This window comes from Pseudoalteromonas sp. Scap06, assembly GCF_013394165.1.
GTDB lineage: Bacteria > Pseudomonadota > Gammaproteobacteria > Enterobacterales > Alteromonadaceae > Pseudoalteromonas.
In genome coordinates this window covers 25,775-45,212 of record NZ_CP041330.1, presented here as the reverse complement: position 1 = coordinate 45,212, position 19,438 = coordinate 25,775, and the positions used below count along the sequence as shown (strand labels likewise).

The 19,438-nt window shown below is 42.9% G+C and carries 15 protein-coding genes, 2 tRNA genes and 3 rRNA genes; 4 read left to right on the top strand and 16 right to left on the bottom strand.

All coding sequences use genetic code 11. The features are described 5' to 3' along the window. Positions 1-52: 52 nt before the first annotated feature. The 8 genes from FLM47_RS00210 to FLM47_RS00175 form a co-directional block, all read right to left on the bottom strand. Entirely contained in the window at positions 53-1,774 is a 1,722-nt protein-coding gene (locus tag FLM47_RS00210; RefSeq protein ID WP_178954468.1) for a polyamine aminopropyltransferase, read from the bottom strand. Between the two features lie 4 nt (positions 1,775-1,778). Beyond that, the gene (locus FLM47_RS00205) at positions 1,779-2,678 is read right to left on the bottom strand and encodes a DUF350 domain-containing protein (RefSeq protein ID WP_041709155.1); all 900 of its coding nucleotides are present in this window, start codon (positions 2,676-2,678) and stop codon (positions 1,779-1,781) included. A 25-nt stretch (positions 2,679-2,703) separates the two neighbouring features. Beyond that, positions 2,704-3,636: a hypothetical protein gene (locus FLM47_RS00200; protein WP_008113289.1), complete on the bottom strand. Its 933-nt coding sequence runs from the start codon at positions 3,634-3,636 to the stop codon at positions 2,704-2,706. A 492-nt stretch (positions 3,637-4,128) separates the two neighbouring features. Further along, a 5S ribosomal RNA gene (gene rrf, locus FLM47_RS00195) occupies positions 4,129-4,243 on the bottom strand. A gap of 137 nt (positions 4,244-4,380) precedes the next feature. Continuing rightward, positions 4,381-7,265, bottom strand: a 23S ribosomal RNA gene (locus FLM47_RS00190). A gap of 304 nt (positions 7,266-7,569) precedes the next feature. Continuing rightward, positions 7,570-7,645, bottom strand: a tRNA-Ala gene (locus tag FLM47_RS00185). Between the two features lie 111 nt (positions 7,646-7,756). Further along, positions 7,757-7,833: transfer RNA gene (locus FLM47_RS00180), tRNA-Ile, on the bottom strand. 76 nt (positions 7,834-7,909) lie between these two features. Beyond that, positions 7,910-9,445, bottom strand: a 16S ribosomal RNA gene (locus tag FLM47_RS00175). The 16S, 23S and 5S rRNA genes sit together here with 2 tRNA genes alongside, the layout of an rRNA operon. Before the next feature lie 580 nt (positions 9,446-10,025). Here FLM47_RS00175 and FLM47_RS00170 point away from each other — a divergent pair. Continuing rightward, on the top strand, positions 10,026-10,565 hold the full coding sequence (locus FLM47_RS00170; protein WP_138609086.1) for a gamma carbonic anhydrase family protein: 540 nt from the start codon (positions 10,026-10,028) through the stop codon (positions 10,563-10,565). Position 10,566: 1 nt separating this feature from the next. Here the strand turns inward: FLM47_RS00170 and FLM47_RS00165 are convergent, their stop codons facing one another. Together FLM47_RS00165 and aroE are read right to left on the bottom strand one after the other, a co-directional pair. Further along, complete coding sequence (locus FLM47_RS00165; protein WP_008467093.1) at positions 10,567-10,821, bottom strand: DUF1488 domain-containing protein; 255 nt, start codon at positions 10,819-10,821, stop codon at positions 10,567-10,569. Beyond that, positions 10,818-11,642, bottom strand: a complete 825-nt coding sequence (aroE, locus tag FLM47_RS00160) for a shikimate dehydrogenase (protein WP_010392772.1) — start codon at positions 11,640-11,642, stop codon at positions 10,818-10,820. The genes FLM47_RS00165 and aroE overlap by 4 nt, the downstream gene beginning before the upstream one ends. A 52-nt stretch (positions 11,643-11,694) precedes the next feature. Between aroE and FLM47_RS00155 the strand changes: the two genes are divergently transcribed. Together FLM47_RS00155 and FLM47_RS00150 are read left to right on the top strand one after the other, a co-directional pair. Beyond that, positions 11,695-12,132: a group II truncated hemoglobin gene (locus tag FLM47_RS00155; protein WP_010392770.1), complete on the top strand. Its 438-nt coding sequence runs from the start codon at positions 11,695-11,697 to the stop codon at positions 12,130-12,132. Between the two features lie 102 nt (positions 12,133-12,234). Further along, entirely contained in the window at positions 12,235-13,839 is a 1,605-nt protein-coding gene (locus tag FLM47_RS00150; RefSeq protein ID WP_178954466.1) for a methyl-accepting chemotaxis protein, read from the top strand. A gap of 46 nt (positions 13,840-13,885) precedes the next feature. On the opposite strand, the gene hemF is transcribed toward FLM47_RS00150, so the two are convergent. From hemF to FLM47_RS00120, 6 genes are all read right to left on the bottom strand, one after another. Then, positions 13,886-14,803: an oxygen-dependent coproporphyrinogen oxidase gene (gene hemF, locus FLM47_RS00145; protein WP_178954464.1), complete on the bottom strand. Its 918-nt coding sequence runs from the start codon at positions 14,801-14,803 to the stop codon at positions 13,886-13,888. Between the two features lie 2 nt (positions 14,804-14,805). Then, positions 14,806-15,369, bottom strand: a complete 564-nt coding sequence (locus FLM47_RS00140; protein ID WP_178954462.1) for an L-threonylcarbamoyladenylate synthase — start codon at positions 15,367-15,369, stop codon at positions 14,806-14,808. A gap of 23 nt (positions 15,370-15,392) precedes the next feature. Then, positions 15,393-15,968: a type I DNA topoisomerase gene (locus tag FLM47_RS00135; RefSeq protein WP_178954461.1), complete on the bottom strand. Its 576-nt coding sequence runs from the start codon at positions 15,966-15,968 to the stop codon at positions 15,393-15,395. A gap of 111 nt (positions 15,969-16,079) precedes the next feature. Next, positions 16,080-16,553 (bottom strand): DUF494 family protein, encoded by a 474-nt coding sequence (locus FLM47_RS00130; protein ID WP_010392756.1) that lies wholly within the window; start codon positions 16,551-16,553, stop codon positions 16,080-16,082. A gap of 1 nt (position 16,554) precedes the next feature. Beyond that, a complete protein-coding gene (gene dprA / locus FLM47_RS00125) occupies positions 16,555-17,646 on the bottom strand; it encodes a DNA-processing protein DprA (RefSeq protein ID WP_178954459.1) in 1,092 nt (363 codons plus the stop codon). A gap of 28 nt (positions 17,647-17,674) precedes the next feature. Further along, positions 17,675-18,796, bottom strand: a complete 1,122-nt coding sequence (locus FLM47_RS00120; RefSeq protein WP_138609094.1) for a LysM peptidoglycan-binding domain-containing protein — start codon at positions 18,794-18,796, stop codon at positions 17,675-17,677. 119 nt (positions 18,797-18,915) lie between these two features. Between FLM47_RS00120 and def the strand changes: the two genes are divergently transcribed. Next, a complete protein-coding gene (def, locus tag FLM47_RS00115) occupies positions 18,916-19,422 on the top strand; it encodes a peptide deformylase (RefSeq protein ID WP_138609096.1) in 507 nt (168 codons plus the stop codon). The last annotated feature ends 16 nt before the right edge of the window (positions 19,423-19,438 follow it).

The window sequence follows — 19,438 nt, the reverse complement described above, 5'->3', positions numbered from 1 at the left end:
TATGTCTGAGTTAAGATTCGCATGGTCGACATATTATGTCAACCGTGTTTTATTAATTTTTATACAATTCACTTTCTATTTGCCAAGCAGCCCGGTAATAATCATATAAACGACCAGAACCTAACCTATTGACTTCAATATTGTTAACTTGTTCAAAATAGTTATTAGGAAATGCAAAACTGGCTAATAAATATTTTTTACTAATCCACCGAGATGGCACTGGCATATCCGTTATATTGCTAATACGTGCACTTGGTGATTGCCCCATTTTAGTAGCAATAGTCCACCCCCACTGGCCAAACGAAGGGATGTTTTGCTGATATTGCTCTACATAATCAAAACCTGCGGCTTTAACGGTTTTAGCAATACTTAAAAATGCCTTTTTTGCATGATAAGGCGAGGTTGACTGTACCGCCATAGCACCATCAGGTGCCAATAATTGACGCACATGGTTATAAAAATAGTCGCTATACATCTTATTCAGATCGGGATGATTAGGGTCTGGCAGGTCAATTAGGATAGTATCGAACTGCTTAGCCTGATCCAGTAGCCTCTCAACTTCTAAAAATGCATCACCCACAATAATATTTGCTCGGGGGTCATGCATCGATTCATTATTGAGTGCCACTAATCGCTGTTTAATATCATCAGGCGGTGTGTATTTGTTATCTTTATGACCAAATAAATTGAGTAGCTGTCCATCTAAATCAATTAAAGTCACTTCCTCAACCGGCCACTTTAATACATCACGCATGGCCAATCCGTCACCGCCACCAATAATCAAAACACGGTCATGACGATTAGATGCGAGCATTGCAGGATAAACCAGCATTGAGTGATATATTTGCTCATCTACACTAGAGAACTGCAAACGACCATTTAAGTATAGATCGGTGATTGGCTGTGGCTGATTTTTACTTAAGCGTTCGGTTAACACCACATGCTGGTATTTCGTTGCTTGGGAATAAATAACTTTATCTTTGTATAGTACGTTACTTAGATTATCCATCCAGCTACTACCAAACTGCAAAATAAAAGCGAATAACACCAGCAGTAATATATGGCAAACCAATAGCAACTTAGCAAAGCGTACATAGCTATGGTAACGCCATAAAAAGGCAAGGCCGGCAATAATGTTAAATAGCGCTGTCCAAGCAGCGGCTTGCATTATTGGCATCGCGAGCATAATACTCACCCAAATTGCCGCGCCAATACCGGCGCCAATATAGTCAGCCCCATATATAGTGCCGGCGTTATTTTCTAAAAAACGTCCATAAACATGCTGGCGAATACGCGCAATAAGCGGTATTTCCATACCAATAAATAGCCCTAATATTAAGCCAAATACATAAGGTAAAAAGCGAGACCACTCTTGCAGCTTTTGAAACACATAACCATTAAGAATAACGTCAGGTGGAATATTAAAAATACTTGAGAATAAATGAGGGAGTGAATAACTAACAGCAATGATACTGGCAATGGCTAATATACAGCCCATACCTATGAGCGCAATAATGCTTTCTAGCCAGGCAAATGCGGTAAAGGCATCTTTAAACCAACGCGCTAAAAATGCACCCATCCCCATAGCTACAATCATAGTGCCTATCATGGCGTAAATTGCACTCTCAACTGAGCCTAGTACTCGGCCAGCGTAATGAGAAAGTAAGTATTCATAAATAAGGCCGCACCCTGCGAGTACGGCCATAACAGTGATCAGTAAAATATCATGCCCAAGTAAATTAAATTTACTTGGGGAAGCTTGAGTTGATGACACGTGATTATGCACCCAGTAGTGTGGCCATAGTGATCCCGACAGCAAATGACACTGCTGCAGAAATAGCGGCAACACCCACATTCTTTTGACGATTCACTTCATCTGAAATATTACACCCAGCAAGAATGATTTTAATCGTCAGTAAGTGCAGTAAAATGAAAGCAACCAAACTAACAACGGCACTTAGCGCCCAGTAAAGTAAACTCGCGTTAATATTATCGGCAGCATAGGGAGCAATACCTGTTGCAGCAGTAATGGCTAATGCACTACCAATTAAAAAGCCGGCATAGCGAACACCTACTGCTAAATTACCATCAACAATGGCTTGTTGTAGGCAATCACCGCTTTTATTGGTGCGTTTAAATAATTGCACTCGGTATTGGCTTACTAAAAGCAGTACCACACTACCAATCACAAAAGCGGCAATCACAATAGGAATGCCATGCCAGCCTTCGGTAGCAACCCACAATAGTGCAGAGCGAATAACCACCGCAACACTAACTACATGGCCAAAATCAATAATTGACGCAGTAACGTTACCTTTGACTATTTCGTTATGTAAGCTTACTTTACGCAATGCCACTTTATCTTGAAAAAAGTGACCCAGCTTTATAAGCAAAATTGCTAATGCACCATAGCCAAGCATTAACAGAGCTTCTTTTTGTAACGTAGCAGCAAAAGCACCACTACTTACACCCGTTAATACAATCGCAAGGGCAACTAAGCCAGCGGCAAAGCTTATTCCGAATGCAAAGTTATCTCGCTCGGTAATTTCATCATTAGCATGTAAATTAGACACCCAACCTTTAATATACTTTAGGCTCACAAACAGTAAGATGATAATTGCAAAGTCTACTGACAGTGCTTGCAAAGACCACATAGTTATTCCATTAAATTCATACATATTATTCTAACTCCAACGTTATTCTTTACTTACCACGACTTACGCCGCGCGAGGTTCTGCTACTGCTATTACGAACCGATCCTGAATTATTGCTATAACTACTCGCTCTTGAGTAACTGCTGCGACTTTTAGGCGGCGTATAACTGCTGCGACTCAAACCTGATGCACCTGTTTTTTTACTCGCATAAGGACTAGTAAACTGCTTGCCTTGGCGTTGGTAAGATTGTCGTGTACGTGTTTCTAACGCACTTTGGGTTTTTATTTGTTTAGGGCTTGAGTAACGAGTACGACCATAGTCATTGTAGTAACTATACTTGCGGCGTTTACTCCAACTTCCGTATTCAACTCGGTCAAATACATCACCCAAAATACGGTACATGCCGTACCATTGCCAAAAACTAATACCGCTACTATTCGTTTGCCAATTACCATAGTTAGGATTACCTACCATTTGGTTACCAACCCCTTGGCCTTCAGCTTTTTGGCTTATAGCGCCAACTCGTGCCAAAGAGCCATTCGACATATCCGCAAGCATATTAATAGGATCGGTTAAGGCATCAGAAAATAACGTTGGCTTGGCCGCCTCACGCAATAAATCAATATTGTATAAAGTGTCTTCGTAAGGAGGAATTAAGTAATTACCCTTAATATCATCAAGACGTTGGGTTAAGCCACTATAAAGGGCTCCTTGGCGTGTGGCATCAAGGCTAACGACATCAACAACCTTACTGAGTTCAGGCTGCTGTTGTTTAAGGATACGACTGTATTCTTTAAGAATAATCGCATTACGTATACTACCATTATCAAGTGCTTTACCAAGCTGAGTAAGCTCGACATCGGCCTTTTTAATGGACTCTTGAATTGTTTGTTGTAGCTGTTCTTCTTTAGATTGACAACCAATCAGTGCTGTAAACAAACAAAACAGGCTGAGAAGTTTCCAAGCTTTTATATTCGACATTCATGTCACCTGATTTACTAAATTATCCTAGATAGTTTTACACAGGACAGTTATTAAACCAACAATGAAATTGCAACAAGATGATAATTTAGGGACTAGTTTAAAGATGCAAGGAGAATAACTAAGATCAGTAAAGACGGAGTGCTGATGGTAATACTTCAAAACTGAGGGCTGTATACTGACTATATTTGGAGTGGGTGCGCTACTTCGTTGTGATGACGCAGTAGAATGCCTTAGGGTCGGCTCTGATCAATTCTCTTCCTTTAACCTAATACCTTCTTTTACTTTATTCCAAACGTAAAAAAGCCCGACTCATCCTCTGTCGTGTTCTTCGTGTTCTTTTATCCGTGGGTTTCGTGATACTCAACCCATGCTACGGTTGTCTGATTAACGCAGTGCAACTGATAGCTGACGGCTGATAGCTAATATTTTCACTTTCCTGCAGACGTAAAAAAGCCCGACTCTTTCGAATCGGGCTTTCTACTATTTGGAGCCTGGTAATGACCTACTTTCACATAACAAATGCTACACTATCATCGGCGCTGTTTCGTTTCACTACTGAGTTCGGCATGGGGTCAGGTGGGTCCAAAACGCTATTGTCACCAAGCAAATTTGGTGTCAGTCCGTATCGCTACGCACTAACTAAAATTTGGAATTTCTGATAATAAAAGTTTTCAGTAATCTACTTTAGTCTATTAACTTCTTCGCTTGTTTCACTATCACATAAAACGCGTTTGGCGTTGTATGGTTAAGCCTCACGGGTAATTAGTACAAGTTAGCTTAATGGCTCACACCACTTCCACATCTTGCCTATCAACGTTGTAGTCTTCAACGGCCCTTCAGAGACTTTAAAAGTCTAGTGAGAACTCATCTCGAGGCCTGCTTCGCGCTTAGATGCTTTCAGCGCTTATCAGTTCCGAACGTAGCTACCGGGCAATGCCATTGGCATGACAACCCGAACACCAGCGGTTCGTTCACTCCGGTCCTCTCGTACTAGGAGCAACCCCTCTCAATTCTCAAACGCCCACGGCAGATAGGGACCGAACTGTCTCACGACGTTCTAAACCCAGCTCGCGTACCACTTTAAATGGCGAACAGCCATACCCTTGGGACCGACTTCAGCCCCAGGATGTGATGAGCCGACATCGAGGTGCCAAACACCGCCGTCGATATGAACTCTTGGGCGGTATCAGCCTGTTATCCCCGGAGTACCTTTTATCCGTTGAGCGATGGCCCTTCCATTCAGAACCACCGGATCACTATGACCTACTTTCGTACCTGCTCGACGTGTCTGTCTCGCAGTTAAGCTGGCTTCTACCATTACACTAACCGTACGATGTCCGACCGTACTTAGCCAACCTTCGTGCTCCTCCGTTACTCTTTGGGAGGAGACCGCCCCAGTCAAACTACCCACCAGGCACTGTCCGTAACCCCGATTCAGGGGCCAACGTTAGAACATCAAAACTACAAGGGTGGTATTTCAAGGACGACTCCACAAAAACTAGCGTCTCTGCTTCAAAGTCTCCCACCTATCCTACACATGTAGGTTCAATGTTCAGTGCCAAGCTGTAGTAAAGGTTCACGGGGTCTTTCCGTCTAGCCGCGGGTACACAGCATCTTCACTGCGATTTCAATTTCACTGAGTCTCGGGTGGAGACAGCGTGGCCATGGTTACACCATTCGTGCAGGTCGGAACTTACCCGACAAGGAATTTCGCTACCTTAGGACCGTTATAGTTACGGCCGCCGTTTACCGGGGCTTCGATCAAGAGCTTCTCCGAAGATAACCCCATCAATTAACCTTCCGGCACCGGGCAGGTGTCACACCGTATACGTCATCTTGCGATTTTGCACAGTGCTGTGTTTTTAATAAACAGTCCCAGCCACCTGGTCACTGCGGCTCCAATCAGCTTAGAGAGCAAGTCTCATCACCAATCGGAGCGTACCTTCTCCCGAAGTTACGGTACGATTTTGCCTAGTTCCTTCACCCGAGTTCTCTCAAGCGCCTTAGTATTCTCTACCTGACCACCTGTGTCGGTTTGGGGTACGATTCGGTATAATCTGAAGCTTAGAGGCTTTTCCTGGAAGTATGGCATCAGCAACTTCATCACCGTAGTGACTCGTCTCGTGTCTCAGCCTAACAGCAACCCGGATTTACCTAAGTCACTAGCCTACACACTTTCACATGGACTACCATCGCCATGCTTGCTTAGCCTGCTCCGTCCCCCCATCGCAATTATACCAAGTACGGAAATATTAATCCGTTTCCCATCGACTACGCCTTTCGGCCTCGCCTTAGGGGTCGACTTACCCTACCCTGATTAACATGGGATAGGAACCCTTGGTCTTCCGGCGTGCGGGTTTTTCACCCGCATTATCGTTACTCATGTCAGCATTCGCACTTCTGATACGTCCAGCATACCTCCCGGTACACCTTCAACCGCTTACAGAACGCTCCCCTACCACTCAGAATAAATTCTGAATCCGCAGCTTCGGTGCATAGTTTAGCCCCGTTACATCTTCCGCGCAGACCGACTCGACCAGTGAGCTATTACGCTTTCTTTAAAGGATGGCTGCTTCTAAGCCAACCTCCTGGCTGTCTGGGCCTTTCCACATCGTTTCCCACTTAACTATGACTTTGGGACCTTAGCTGGCGGTCTGGGTTGTTTCCCTCTTCACGACGGACGTTAGCACCCGCCGTGTGTCTCCCGGATATTACTTTACGGTATTCGGAGTTTGCAAAGGGTTGGTAAGTCGGGATGACCCCCTAGCCTTAACAGTGCTCTACCCCCGTAAGTATTCGTCCGAGGCTCTACCTAAATAGATTTCGGGGAGAACCAGCTATCTCCCGGTTTGATTAGCCTTTCACTCCTAACCACAGGTCATCCCCTAACTTTTCAACGTTAGTGGGTTCGGTCCTCCAATTGATGTTACTCAATCTTCAACCTGCCCATGGCTAGATCACCGGGTTTCGGGTCTATACCTTGCAACTATTCGCCCAGTTAAGACTCGGTTTCCCTACGGCTACCCTAATCGGTTAACCTCGCTACAAAATATAAGTCGCTGACCCATTATACAAAAGGTACGCAGTCACCCTCGAGGGGCTCCTACTGCTTGTACGTACACGGTTTCAGGTTCTATTTCACTCCCCTCACAGGGGTTCTTTTCGCCTTTCCCTCACGGTACTGGTTCACTATCGGTCAGTTGGGAGTATTTAGCCTTAGATGATGGTCCACCTATATTCAGTCAAAGTTTCACGTGCTCCGACCTACTCGATTTCACTTAAAATGCGTTTTCATGTACGGGACTATCACCCTGTATCGTGGCACTTTCCAGAGCCTTCCATTAACACATAATAAGCTTAAGGGCTGTTCCGATTTCGCTCGCCGCTACTATCGGAATCTCGGTTGATTTCTTTTCCTACGGGTACTTAGATGTTTCAGTTCTCCGCGTTCGCCTCGTTAACCTATGTATTCAGTTAACGATACCTGCAAGCAGGTGGGTTTCCCCATTCGGAAATCCTAGTCTCAAGTGCTTTTTACTAGCTTGACTAGGCTTATCGCAAGTTAATACGTCCTTCATCGCCTCCAACTGCCAAGGCATCCACCGTGTACGCTTAGTCACTTAACCATACAACCCAAACGGGTCTTTGTTTTGTGACAGTTTAACTTCGCCAGAAGTTAATATTGAATACTAAAGTAGATACCAATCAACAAACGTAAAACGTTTATTAAATGGCACTGAATGATACTGCTATCATTCTTTTTTACTTTTGAAAACTCTGTACAAATACAATGTATTCATACGAATTTTATTATCAGCTTTTCCAAATTTTTAAAGAGCAGAGAATCAAAAACTTCTCAAAATTAAACACACTCTATTCTCAGGTGATTGTGCTACCCGATAAAAGAATATTTATTTTTAAGAAGTAAAGTGGTGGAGCTAAGCAGGATCGAACTGCTGACCTCCTGCGTGCAAGGCAGGCGCTCTCCCAGCTGAGCTATAGCCCCACATATGCTGGTCTTACTGTTTGTATACCGACTTCTTTTTAAGACAAGGCGTAAGTTTAGGCCGTTTAGTTCACTAAACAACGAAGCTTACAACGAAGTATTAAGAAGAAGTGGTGGGTCTGAGTAGATTTGAACTACCGACCTCACCCTTATCAGGGGTGCGCTCTAACCAGCTGAGCTACAGACCCAAACAATAAGTGTTGTTCTCTTTACAATTAACAATCATCTGTGTGGACACTACGAACAAATAAGTTCTAAATCGTATAAGGAGGTGATCCAGCCCCAGGTTCCCCTAGGGCTACCTTGTTACGACTTCACCCCAGTCATGAATCACTCCGTGGTAAACGTCCTCCCGAGGGTTAGACTATCTACTTCTGGAGCAACCCACTCCCATGGTGTGACGGGCGGTGTGTACAAGGCCCGGGAACGTATTCACCGCGTCATTCTGATACGCGATTACTAGCGATTCCGACTTCATGGAGTCGAGTTGCAGACTCCAATCCGGACTACGACGCACTTTAAGTGATTCGCTTACTCTCGCGAGTTCGCAGCACTCTGTATGCGCCATTGTAGCACGTGTGTAGCCCTACACGTAAGGGCCATGATGACTTGACGTCGTCCCCACCTTCCTCCGGTTTATCACCGGCAGTCTCCTTAGAGTTCTCAGCATTACCTGCTAGCAACTAAGGATAGGGGTTGCGCTCGTTGCGGGACTTAACCCAACATCTCACAACACGAGCTGACGACAGCCATGCAGCACCTGTATCAGAGTTCCCGAAGGCACCAAACCATCTCTGGTAAGTTCTCTGTATGTCAAGTGTAGGTAAGGTTCTTCGCGTTGCATCGAATTAAACCACATGCTCCACCGCTTGTGCGGGCCCCCGTCAATTCATTTGAGTTTTAACCTTGCGGCCGTACTCCCCAGGCGGTCTACTTAATGCGTTAGCTTTGAAAAACAGAACCGAGGTTCCGAGCTTCTAGTAGACATCGTTTACGGCGTGGACTACCAGGGTATCTAATCCTGTTTGCTCCCCACGCTTTCGTACATGAGCGTCAGTGTTGACCCAGGTGGCTGCCTTCGCCATCGGTATTCCTTCAGATCTCTACGCATTTCACCGCTACACCTGAAATTCTACCACCCTCTATCACACTCTAGTTTGCCAGTTCGAAATGCAGTTCCCAGGTTGAGCCCGGGGCTTTCACATCTCGCTTAACAAACCGCCTGCGTACGCTTTACGCCCAGTAATTCCGATTAACGCTCGCACCCTCCGTATTACCGCGGCTGCTGGCACGGAGTTAGCCGGTGCTTCTTCTGTCAGTAACGTCACAGCTAGCAGGTATTAACTACTAACCTTTCCTCCTGACTGAAAGTGCTTTACAACCCGAAGGCCTTCTTCACACACGCGGCATGGCTGCATCAGGCTTGCGCCCATTGTGCAATATTCCCCACTGCTGCCTCCCGTAGGAGTCTGGGCCGTGTCTCAGTCCCAGTGTGGCTGATCATCCTCTCAAACCAGCTAGGGATCGTCGCCTTGGTGAGCCATTACCTCACCAACTAGCTAATCCCACTTGGGCCAATCTAAAGGCGAGAGCCGAAGCCCCCTTTGGTCCGTAGACATTATGCGGTATTAGCAGTCGTTTCCAACTGTTGTCCCCCACCTCAAGGCATGTTCCCAAGCATTACTCACCCGTCCGCCGCTCGTCAGCAAAGTAGCAAGCTACTTTCTGTTACCGCTCGACTTGCATGTGTTAGGCCTGCCGCCAGCGTTCAATCTGAGCCATGATCAAACTCTTCAATTAAAAAGTTTTATGTCTTTCGACAGCTCAATGAATTCTGAATTTATTTAATATCTTTCGATATTGAATTGACTGTGCTGCAATTCCTACCTAAGTAGTTATTGCTGTTGGTCACTCAGTTTCAATTGAGACTCTAAATTTGTTTGCCTCACTACCTAAGTAGCTTGGCTGTTAGAACTCAATCTGTACGAGTGCCCACACAGATGATTGCTTTATATTGTTAAAGAACGTTGCGACGTTGTCGCTAGGGATGCGTATAATACATCCTTTATTTTTCGAGTCAACACTTAATTTCAAACTTTCTTACGATGATTTAAACTCAAGTTTTATTTAACTCTCTGAGTAGTTCGTGCCTCGCTATGCGTTGGCGTTCCCCGTCTCAGTGGGGTCGCATTATAGGGAGAACAGATTTTTACGCAAGTACTTTTTTAAAGAAAAACTAAAAAAACACACTGTTCGGTTAGTATCTGAGCGAAAGCACGTGAAACTGGTAGTTTTATAATCAATATAGGCTTTGCTGGCACTAAAATAAGCGCTACTGTTACACTAATACTCTTAATATGTTTAATTTAAAGGTGCATATATGGCAATACGTTCTTATAAAGGAATCACTCCTGCGTTTAATGAATCTGTTTATGTAGACGAGTCGTCTGTATTAGTCGGTGATATCACTATAGGTGATGATAGCAGTGTATGGCCGTTAGTTGCTGCCCGTGGTGATGTTAACCATATTCGTATTGGTCAGCGTACTAATATACAAGATGGTAGCGTTTTACACTTATCAAGAGCAACAAAGAATAATCCAGACGGCTACCCACTTATTATTGGTGATGATGTAACCGTTGGTCATAAGGTAATGCTACATGGCTGCATATTAGGTAATCGTATACTCGTGGGTATGGGCGCTATTATTATGGATAATGTGATTGTAGAAGATGAGGTTATTATTGGTGGCGGTGCTTTAGTACCCCCTAATAAGCGTTTAGAGTCTGGTTTTTTATATGTAGGTAGCCCAGCAAAACAAGCTCGCCCATTAACAGAGCAAGAGCTGAGCTTTTTAAAAGTGTCTGCTGATAATTACGTGCAGCTTAAAGATGAATACTTAGCTGAAGACGCTAGTTAATTTAACTAACTAAACTCACTTCTATTTGACCTGCCGAGTTATAGCATTCATCTTCGATAAGCTGCTCGGCACGTTCTTCATAATCAAAACGGTATTGCTCAAAATAACGCGTTGCATGACTCTCATCGGCTAAATTTAAACTACTGACAGCAATCACACACTCAACTAGCATGCCATTTACTTGTGCAAAAAAAACTAATTGATGAGTTGGCTCTCTAAATTCGAGTCGATCTATAAACTGTATTGCTTGATTCATTTAAGCACTCCCTGCTTTAGTGCAGTAATAACAGGAACAATCTCAGGCATTTTATTTCGCCATACATAATAAGCTTGGGCGGCTTGCCCTACTAGCATACCACTGCCATCTAATAGCTTAGCTGCTTTATTGTGTTCGCTGACCCAATTCATGAATAGCGTATTTTGCGTGGCGTAAAACATATCATAAGCCATTTCACATGTGCTTAAGTGCTTTTCGCTTAACGCAGGTAATTCGTTATTCATGCTGCTCGAGGTTGAGTTAATAACTAAATGATAATCAGTAAAAGGAAGGTCGTCAAAACCATATCCCGAAACATTGCCATGCCCAGTAAAGAGCTTTGCCAATGTTTGGGCTTTGTGTACTGTGCGATTAACAATAACTATCTCTGCGGGATTTTGCTCTAGTAAAGGTAAGATCACTCCTCGAGCAGCGCCACCCGCACCAATGATCAACAGGCGTTTACCTGTTATCGTTATTTTATTGGTCAGTAAGTCGTTAACAAAACCAGTGCCATCAGTGTTATCACCGAGTAAACTGCCATCATCGCGCTTTTTAAGGGTGTTCACTGCGCCTGCCAGTTTAGCAACTGGGGTGAGTTCATCGGCTAAAGCAAAAGCCTGCTCTTTAAAAGGAACAGTGACATTGGCGCCTTTTCCCCCTTGCTCAAAAAAAGCAGCGACTGTTTTTTCAAATCCATCGATAGGTGCTAATATTGCGCGATAGTCGATTTGCTCTCCCAATGATTTTGCAAACTGCTGATGAATAATGGGAGATTTTGAATGTTTGATTGGATTTCCAAAAACCGCATATTTGTCCATTTTAAACAACCTCTTCGCAGTTTTAGTACTGCCTATTAACGATGATAAATTTATGATTAAAAGACTCTTTTCAAGATCAAAGCCGTCTACAACTACGCAAGCACCTACGCCAGATAAAACCCCGTATGAAATCATTGGTGGAGAAGCCCCCACGCGTGCAATTGCCAATAGATTCTACGATATAATGGCCAGTGATGAATACGCTAAACCGTTATATGATATGCATCCTCAACCATTAGACAGAATTCGCCAAGTATTTTTTGAGTTTTTATCCGGTTGGCTTGGTGGGCCTGACCTATTTGTAGAAAAACACGGCCACCCGATGCTGCGTAAACGTCATATGCCGTTCCCTATTGATCAAGACTTACGTGATCAGTGGATGTATTGCATGAATAAGACCTTAGATATAGAAATAGATAACCCTGTGTTACGCGAAGGCTTACGTCAGTCACTGGCTCAGCTTGCCAGCCATATGATTAACCAGCATTAACCTACCTCGTTCTTTAATTGGGGATTATTTGCGCTAAGTCAAAACCCGCTTTTCTAAAATATAGATAATACCCTATCAAATAATTAGAAAAGCGTGGCACGTGTGAAATCAATCCAACATAAAATTTATGCTTTATTAGCTCTAACTGGCGTTATTGTATTGATAGCCAGTATTTTTAGTAGTGCTAGCCAACAACGCACGCTCGCCCAGGATACGGTGGCAGAAAACATTAAGCTGCTTGCCGATAATTATTTTGATTCAATAAACACCATGATGCTAACCGGTACTATGGCTAATCGAGAATTATTGAGCCAAAAGTTACGCAAACATCCTAATATAGAAGATGCTCATATTATTCGCTCCGATATAGTTAATAATCTGTATGGTTCCGGAAATAAAAACCAAACAGCAAGTAATAACAACGAACGCGAAGCACTAAAGGGTAAAGAAAGCTTATTTATAGAGCAAAACACCGATAGCCGCAGTATGACCTACCTACGTCCTATGTATGCTAGCTCTGATTATAAAGGTACTAACTGTTTAGGCTGCCACCAAGCGCAAGAAGGCGATGTACTAGGCGTGGTAAAAATTAGTTATTCCTTAGCTGATATTGATAATGAGGTAACTTACAACACCTTAGTAACCACCAGCCTACTTTCTACTATTTTTATTATTGCCTTTGTGCTGCTAGGTATAGTGTTTAGAAAAATATTTATAGTGCGCCTTAAAAAGCTCGGCCATGCAATGCACTTAGCTACTACCAATAAAGATTTAACCTTACGCATTGAAGATAACGCCGAAGATGAACTCGGCTGGCTTGCCACCAGCTTTAACCAAATGATTGCTACGTTTAAAGATAACATTGCACAGGTATCTCACTCTTCAAAAGTGCTTATTCATTCAGCAGAGAAAATTTATACCTCGGCCGATACCACCGAACGCGCTATTTTAGAACAAAAGAAAAGTACCGACTCGGTAGCCGCAGCAATTAATGAACTAGAAAGCTCATCCAATGAAGTAAGAAACACCACCCATTTTGCTCAAGAAAAATCTGAGAACAGTAATGAACTAGCACAACAAAGCATGCAGGTTGCAGAGCAAACCGAACTCAGTATTAATCAATTAGCAGAAGATGTACGCCAAGCGGCAGATCAAGTAAGACAGCTGCAAGAGCAAACGCTTGAAGTGGGAAAAGTACTTGAGGTGATCAGCAGTATCGCCGAGCAAACAAATTTATTAGCGCTTAATGCTGCCATTGAAGCTGCCCGTGCAGGTGAAGCTGGCCGAGGCTTTGCCGTTGTTGCTGATGAAGTACGTACTTTAGCAACTCGAACTCATGCATCTACTGATGAAATACGTCGCACCATTGATAAGCTGCAGTCAGAAGCCGCGCAAACCGTTAAAACCATGGGGGAGTCCTGTGCAGAGGCAGACGAAAGAGCGCAACAAGTACAGCAAGTTGCACAAGCTTTAAAAGATATTTCAGGGCAAATGAATGAAATAAATGAGCTCAATATACAAATAGCCGATGCAACAGAGCAACAAAACCAAGCTGCTGAAGAAATAAATATAAGTGTTGTTGGTATTAGCGATAACGCCGAGCAATCATTAGTGGATGCCGATGAAAATCAAAAAGTCAGTGAAGAGTTACTCAACTTAGCTCGCTCGTTAGATGAGCAGGTACGCAGTTTTAAACTTAAGCGATAATTTTAAAAGCCAGTCAATAAGCCGTTTATTGACTGGCATATCATTCTTAGCCCAGTGCTAACCAATCTCGAGGCTTTAAGAAATCTTTATATAGTAATGCCTCTGCGCTGTCTTCGGCTGGGGTATAGTTATACTCCCAACGGGCTAAAGGTGGCATCGACATTAAAATAGATTCCGTACGGCCACCGCTTTGTAAACCAAACAATGTGCCACGGTCCCAGACTAAATTAAACTCAACATAACGACCACGGCGGTATAATTGGAAGTCACGTTGTTGTTCGGTGTACTGATCGTTTTTACGACGTTCAATAATAGGAACGTAAGCATCTAAAAAGCCATTACCCACCGATTGCATAAATGCAAAGCTTTGCTCAAAACCTAACTCATTTAAATCGTCAAAAAATAAGCCGCCTACGCCGCGGGTTTCATCACGATGTTTTAAATAAAAGTATTCGTCACACCATTTTTTATATTTTGGATAAACATCATCGCCAAATGGCTGACACACATCGTGCGCAACTTGGTGCCAATGCACTACATCTTCAAGTACAGGGTAAAACGGGGTTAAATCAAAACCACCACCAAACCACCAAATCGGTTCTTCACCTTCTTTTTCGGCAATAAAAAAACGTACATTGGCATGGCTTGTTGGTATATGTGGGTTTTTAGGGTGAATCACTAACGATACACCACACGCATGAAAACTACGTCCTGCAAGCTCAGGTCTATGTGCAGTGGCAGAGCCCGGCATAGAGGCACCAAATACATGAGAGTAATTAACTCCCCCTTGCTCAATCACATTACCATTGGTAATAACGCGAGTACGACCACCGCCGCCCTCTTCTCGCTGCCAGCTGTCTTCAACAAATTGTGCTTTCCCATCTGCTGCTTCTAAGCCTTGGCAAATGGTATCTTGCAAAGCCATAAAGTAGGCTTTTACTTGTTTTAATAATTCGCTTTGCATAGTTAACCTCTGAATATATTGCCTGTTGTGGCATCTTTAATGGTGCTTGGTTGTGTATTACCACCTAATGGTTCATCAACATAAAAACTAACCTGATCTGCAAACTGCTGCTGCGCCTCAATAATACTTGTTACCGTTGCTTGACCAGTTAAATTTGCACTTGTTGATACCAATGGTTTACCAAACTCTTGGCATAAACGTTTAACTGTAGGATGGTTAGTTACTCTCACTGCAATAGTATCAAATTGCCCTGTTAACCACTTCGGCGTGGTTTTAGCTGCAGGCATAACCCAGGTAATAGCACCAGGCCAACTTGAAAAAATATCAGCGCGTTTGTCCATGGGCAACTTAGCGTCATCCACGTACTTTAATAATTGCCCGTAATTGTCAGCAATTAAAATAAGCCCTTTTTCAACTGGGCGTTGTTTAATATCAAGTAAACGCTCCACCGCTTGTTGATTATCAGGATCGCAACCTAAGCCATAAACAGCTTCAGTTGGGTATAAAATAACATCGCCTTGTTCTAAGCTTGTTATTGCAGCAGATAAAGAAGAAAGGTCAGACAAAATTGTCTCCAGAGATATTTATGTTATTCAGTGGCAGCAAACTTATGCATACAGCTTTTTTGTGGGCATTGTAACACAACACCACTCGCGGCTTTTTTTTCAGTAACAACTGGCCAGTCACATACAGGACACGCTTGAGCTACAGGTTTATGATTAAGCGTATATTTACAGCTTGGGTAACAGTCGCAGGAATAGAATACTTTACCAAACTTATTACTGCGTGAAACTAAATGCCCTTTTTTACATTTAGGGCAACTAATCACAGGCTCTTCACTTGGCGTATCGTCATGCTCACTGGCAATATAATGACATTCAGGGTAACCGGTACAGCCAATAAACATACCGTAGCGGCCATTTTTCACCACCAGCGGCTTGCTACACTCTGGACACTCGCTGTCCTCAAGTACTTTTATTTCATTGCTATCATGATGTGCAAGCGGGCGAATAAAATCGCACTTAGGGTAACTAGCGCAGCCTAAAAAAGGCCCAGATTTACTATTACGAATGACGAGTTCTGAACCACATTGCGGGCATATATCATATTCTTTTTCTAAGGCGTGTTTATTGGCCGAGAAAAGTGAATGATCGATTTTACTCATGTAAATCCTAGTGGTTGGTGAATTTTCGCCTAATATACCCAAAACCCTTAAAGATACAAGCTATGGCAGTCGGTTTGTTAACGCTGAAAATAATAAAACACCCAATAATGGTTAATGTAACACTTCGCTAGGCTCATCAAAAATAAGATCTTCCATTTGCTCATACGCCTGCTGAGAATCAGGGGCATTGAATAACACCATCAAAATTAACCATTTTAAATCTTCTAAAGTAATGGCTGAATTATCAAGCGCCGCCAAACGATCCATCACCATTTCACGAGTGGTGCTATTAATAACGCCGGTTTGTTCAACAAACATTAAAAAGCCACGGCATTCAGTATCAAGAACTCGACACTCGCTATCGGTAAAGATTCGCACTGCATGCTGCTCAGTGGCTAATAAATAAGGCGACTCATTACTATATTGTAATGCGGCAAGTTGATCTAACCAGTCAATAGCTTTGTTTATTTCCGGCTTGTTAAACCCAGCGCGCAGTAGCTCATCAGTAAGCTTACTTTGCTCAACAAAAACATCGCTTTCGCTGTGAACATAGTTTTCAAATAAATACATAAGAATATCAAACATATTATCCTCCAGCGCTTGATTTAATATAGCCGTCTAATACTCGCTCAATTTGATCGTCTAACTCTAAATCAAGCAATCGCGCTTGTACTTTATCAATTGGCCACTGCACTCGACGCATAATATCGTCCACACTAGTCACCTCAAACCCAATACTATTAAGTACCTCACAATCTGAGGTTACAGCATCAGTTAACTCTTTATAGTTTAGACCAGAAGGGTATGAAAAGTTCATCTCATCAAGGATATCTGCGACGTTCTCAACCAGCTTAGCACCTTGCTTAATTAAAAAGTGGCTGGCTTGTGCCAGCGGGTTTTTAATTGAACCGGGTACCGCAAAAACCTCTTTATTCTGTTCAAGTGCATAACGTACGGTGATCAGTGAGCCGCTTTTTATTTCGGCTTCAACAATTAAAACGCCTAAGGAGAGCCCTGAAATAATACGATTGCGCCGTGGGAAGTTGTGCGCATTGGCAGCCGTACCAGGCAAAAACTCACTAACCAATAAGCCTGTTGCTAATACTTGCTCTGTGAGTAACTTATGGCGTTTAGGATAGTAAATATCAACGCCTGTCCCTAGCACTGCAATGGTTTTGCCATTTCCTGACAGTGCCCCTTTATGGGCAGCACCGTCAATACCTCGCGCCATACCTGAGGTTACTGTTATGCCAGCAAGGGTTAACTGGTGTGCAAACTCAGCAGCAATTTCAAGCCCTGTAGTCGTTGCGTTTCGACTGCCAACAATGGCTATTTGCGGCGAAGCCAGCAAGCTGATATCCCCTTTACAAAAAAGTAATAGTGGCGCACTGGCTATTTGTTTTAGCTGTTCTGGGTAGGTGGTATCAAAAATACTAATAACAACAATGTTTTGTTGGCTGATCAACTGCTCATAATGTGCAACTTGCTGCCAGTTAGTGTTAAGTAAGTTGCTAGCTTGGTGAGCCGTTAAACCAATGTTTACTAGCTCAGCGTGTGATAAAGAAAACAGCGATGCTAAACTGTATTGTTGAGACAGGGCTAAGAGCGTTTTAATCCCTAGCCCTTTGCATAAGTAAAAGGCAAGCCAATGATTTAGCTTGCCACACGATTGTTCCATGTTCCCTCCTAGAACACCGACTCGCTACTTAATGAATAACTGCTAAATCTCCAATGCGAATTGGGTGCTGATTTTTAGTGATCAGCGCATAACTAACTTTGTCATACACTTTAAAAATAATCATTTCACCAACTTTTTCAGCTGGCATTTTCCACGTTATGCTGTCTTCATCAGTTTCTGAGCCGAATAATTCGCTAGTAGCCGATACCAATTTTTCTAAACGACTTGAATCTTCGGTATAGCGCGGACCTCGAGCACCATCAATTACTTTAGGTGATTGGCGTTCAATATCAAGTACATGGCCCACTTCAACTTGTTGCTCAGAGCCTAAGTTTAGCACCACCACATCCATCGTGCTAAATTCTCTCACTTCACGAGGAGATGCAATTACATGGCCCTGCAGCGGCTGGGTAGGACGATGCATATTAAAATACACTGGCAGCATCTGCCCTTCCATGGCGGGTAATAAAAAGTCACCTTGTTTAATTTCACGTTTTACTGATTCAACCCTGACTGAGGCAGGTTCGCCATTGGCGGCATCACCAGCTCTAAAGGCCCGGGCCATACCTACATAAGATGCTCTACTCGCTAGTTCTTCACCTGTTTTAGGATCGGTGTAAGGCGCTCCTTCATGGTAAATAGCATAAGCCTGATGGCGCTTTAAATTACCTTTAACATATAGAATATGATCAATAGTTTGAGTTTTAGTATTTTCGTTTGCACCTAAAATATAGGGTTTTTCTTTTACCAAATCGCTGTTTATCGCTTGTTCAAATGACAAATACGGTTTAATCAGCGCAAGCGGTAATGTAGTGATAGCGTCTTTCCCTTTAGGAGTAATACGCCCTATAGGTGATAGCTTTCTATACGCTTTATTAATTACTAAACGCGGATTACCGTCTGTATCGTAAATTAATGCTAACGCATCGCCCGGGTAAATAAGATGAGGATTGCCTATTTGCGGATTCATTTGCCATAACTCAGGCCACAGCCACGGCTCGTTTAAATATATCGCTGAGATATCCCAAAGCGTGTCACCTTTTTTTACAACGTACTGTTTAGGCGCGTCTTTTTTTATAGTTAGTACATCTGCTAGCACAGGAAAAGTAGCACTTAATGCAAGTATTATTGCAATGAATGGAGATTTCATTGAGCTTCCTCATAGTGTTTTTTCATTATTATTAATCAAAACCTGTTAAAGGGGAACGTGAATGGCTAAAATAAGAACATACGATACCCTAAATTTAAGCATAAGTGTAAAAGGTAACTATGGCTAGGTTAGAAGTTTTAAGATTTCCAGATGAACGTTTACGTACAATCGCAAAAGAAGTAACTGTTGTTGACGACCAAGTACGTGAAATCGTCAAAGATATGCTAGAAACTATGTACGACGAAAATGGTATTGGACTTGCTGCTACGCAAGTTGATATTCACCAACGTATTGTGGTGATCGATGTATCAGAAGAACGCGATGAACCACTGGTACTTATCAATCCACAAATTATCAAAAAAGATGGCTCTACCGTGAGTGAAGAAGGCTGTTTGTCAGTTCCTCATTCGTATGCAAAAGTTGACCGTGCAGAGACTGTTACCGTGGCTGCACTCAACGAAGAAGGTAAAGAGTTTGTTCTTGATGCCGACGAATTATTAGCGATTTGTATTCAGCATGAGCTTGATCACCTTCAAGGTAAATTATTTATTGATTATTTATCTCCATTAAAGCGCCAACGCATCCGTAAAAAGCTTGAAAAAGAAGCGAAGTTTGCAGCGCAATAATAAGCACCTTAGTAAA